At 62.3% G+C, this 2,778-nt stretch carries 2 protein-coding genes and 1 pseudogene; 2 read left to right on the forward strand and 1 reads right to left on the reverse strand.

All coding sequences use genetic code 11. From position 1 onward, the window contains the following. Nucleotides 1-118 precede the first annotated feature (118 nt). Complete coding sequence (locus tag VMR03_RS06440) at nucleotides 119-568, forward strand: response regulator (protein WP_325403410.1); 450 nt, start codon at nucleotides 119-121, stop codon at nucleotides 566-568. A gap of 79 nt (nucleotides 569-647) precedes the next feature. Here the strand turns inward: VMR03_RS06440 and VMR03_RS06445 are convergent, their stop codons facing one another. Then, on the reverse strand, nucleotides 648-2,072 hold the full coding sequence (locus tag VMR03_RS06445) for an MFS transporter (RefSeq protein WP_325403412.1): 1,425 nt from the start codon (nucleotides 2,070-2,072) through the stop codon (nucleotides 648-650). 317 nt (nucleotides 2,073-2,389) lie between these two features. Here VMR03_RS06445 and VMR03_RS06450 point away from each other — a divergent pair. Next, a pseudogene (locus tag VMR03_RS06450) lies at nucleotides 2,390-2,778 on the forward strand (lytic transglycosylase domain-containing protein); the annotation flags it as partial.

Below are 2,778 nucleotides of genomic sequence, written 5' to 3' on the forward strand. Positions count from 1 at the left end.
CCGGAGAGCTTATCGAAAGCTTAAGAAAAGACCTTCGTGGTTAACCATTGGTTTAAGATTCGGGCCCTAGTCTCGGTTCCGTTAGCGGCGATTCCCGCCGCCCGATGGAGTGAGAGCCGTGGCAACGTCCCTCATCGCCGATCAGTCCGCGCCGGTCCGCAAGGCCGCGCAGTTTCTCCTTGAAAGCCTTGGCTTCGAGGTCGCGGGCGCGCGCGATGCCGGGGAGGCGCTGGCGACGGTCCGGGGGCTTTCGCCCGATCTCGTCATTGTCGATGCCCGTATTGGCGGTGCCGAGACGCTTTCTCTGATCGAGAAAATCCGTGCGCTTCCCGAGGGGGCGGAGACGTGCATCCTCTTTGTCGCCGATGGCGGTCCCGCGAGTGTCCGCGCCGCGATGGACGCCGGCGCAGACGACTACCTGATCAAACCTTTCGACCGCGAGCTTCTCTCCTTCAAGCTCGACCAGGCCCGCGCGCGCGGCCGGCTCAGAACGCGCGACACGCCGATGAAGCTCGTTCAGGACAATTCGCACTCCTGGCGCTTCCGCGTCTTCGGCAAAGCCGTCTGAGATTCCGCTTCAGCGAATCGGTATAACCACCGCCGATATCGGTATCCGGTTCGGCAGCGACTCAGCTCAACATCTTTTTCTACAAACGATTTTCATGCTGATGGCTCCACCGCTCCAGATAGTCGAGGCTTCTGAGATAGGGCCTGAGGGCGAGGAAACCGATGCATGTTCCGATGAGCAGAATGACGGGCGAGACGTAGGCCAGCGAATAGCGCAGCATCTGCTCGTCCTTGAAAATGAAATCCGTCACCAGCGCGATCGAGGTCGGCCCGAGGCCGAGGCCGATGAAATTGACGATCAATCCCGATAGCGCCGAGGCAAAGCCGCGCATTTGGTTCGGCATCATTTCCTGAAGCGCGGAAGGGCCGACGCCCGTCGTGAAGGTGGCGAAGAAGCTTGCCGGCGCGAGCAGGGCGAGCGCCAGATTGGCGTCGTCGACCAGCGGGAAGGCAATGGCGAAGGGAAGCGTCGCGAGGCCCGTGCAGGCCATGACGATGATGCGTCCGTTGCGATAGCCCCAGGAGCGGACGAGATCGCCTATGGCGCCTCCCGCCACGACGCCCCCCGTGCCGAAGATGACGATGACCCAGCCGTACCAGCGGCCGGCCTCGACGATGCTCCAGCCATGGGTGCGGACGAAAAAGGTCGGAATCCAGGCGGCGGTGCCATAGGCCATCATCGCGAGAAAGGCGAAGCAGAAATTCATGGTGAGAAAGGCGGCGGCATTCGCCTTGAGATAGGCGAGCACCTCGCCGAAAGGCACTTCCGCGTCCCGTTCCTCGCCGTCCGGACCGATCTCTCGGCGCATGTGACCGCGGCGTTCCGGCTCGCGGATCGTGCGGACCCAGAACGCGACGAGAAGGCCGGGCAGACCGACGACGAAGAAGACGATCTGCCAGGTATAGACATGGCCGAGAAGCGGCAGGATCAGGTCGCCGCCTTTCGACACGAGACCGATGACTTCCGCGCCGATGACGAGCGCGAGGCCCGCGCCGATATAGACGCCCATGCCGTAGACGCCGATAGCGAGCCCGAGCCGCTTCGGCGGAAAATAATCGGAGATGATGGAATAGGCGGCGGGCGAAAGGGCGGCTTCGCCGACGCCGACACCGATCCGGTAGATGAAGAGTTGCCAGTAAACCTTTGCGGTGCCGCAAAGCGCCGTGGTCAGGCTCCAGACGAAGACACCGACCGAGATGATGCCAACGCGGTTGCGGCGATCGACGAGACGTCCGATCGGCAGGCCCATGATCGTATAGAAGGCTGCGAAGGCGAGGCCCTGCAGCAGGCTCATTTCCGTGTCGGTGATGACGAGGTCGCGCTTCATCGGGCCCACCAGCAGGGTGAGGATCTGGCGGTCGATGAAAGAGAAGGTATAGGCGAGGACGAAGACGCCGACCACGTACCAGGCGTAAATTGGATTTGGATAGGGGCGGGCGTCGGTCTCGTCCCGCTTATGGTGCAGAACGTCCTCGACCTCGGACGCAACGTCGATTTCGGACATGAGCCGCTCCCTCCCGATGGTGCTCTCATCTACCGGCTCTGGCGGCCGGCTTCCTTCCGACTTTACCCGCTGGCACGGAGCTTGCGACCCTGGTTTCGACCACCAGAGGTTTTCGACCCATGAGCCTAGTTCAAGCCGTATCGGCCCACCCCCAGATAACTGCCGCGCTGCAGAATGCGAGCGCGCAGACGGGCGCCGACTTCAGCTATCTTCTGAATACGGCCATGCGGGAGTCCAGCCTGAATTGTGACGCGAAATCAAATACTTCCAGTGCTTGTGGGCTTTTTCAGTTTACCCAGCAAACCTGGCTCGGAACGATGAAGAAGGATGGGGCAGATCTGGGACTCGGCCAGTATGCCGACGCCATTACGCAGGACTCGAACGGCAAGTATGTCGTGGCCGATCCTGCCGCCCGCAGGGAAATTCTTGCCCTCCGCAACGATCCTCAGGTCTCGGCCCTGATGGCCGGGGCTTATACGGCTGACAGCAAGGACCGGCTCGAATCGAGCCTCGGCCGCTCGGTCAGCTCGGGCGAACTCTATGTCGCGCATTTTCTCGGCGCGGGCGGCGCGACGAAACTGATCTCCGCCGCGGAAGATACGCCGAATGCGCGAGCCGACATGCTCTTCCCACAGGCGGCCGCCGCCAATCGCTCGATCTTCTATACCTCGTCGGGCGCGCCACGGACCGCCGCGCAGGTCTATCA

It is taken from the genome of Parvibaculum sp. (assembly GCF_035511255.1).
In the GTDB taxonomy this organism is placed as follows: domain Bacteria; phylum Pseudomonadota; class Alphaproteobacteria; order Parvibaculales; family Parvibaculaceae; genus Parvibaculum.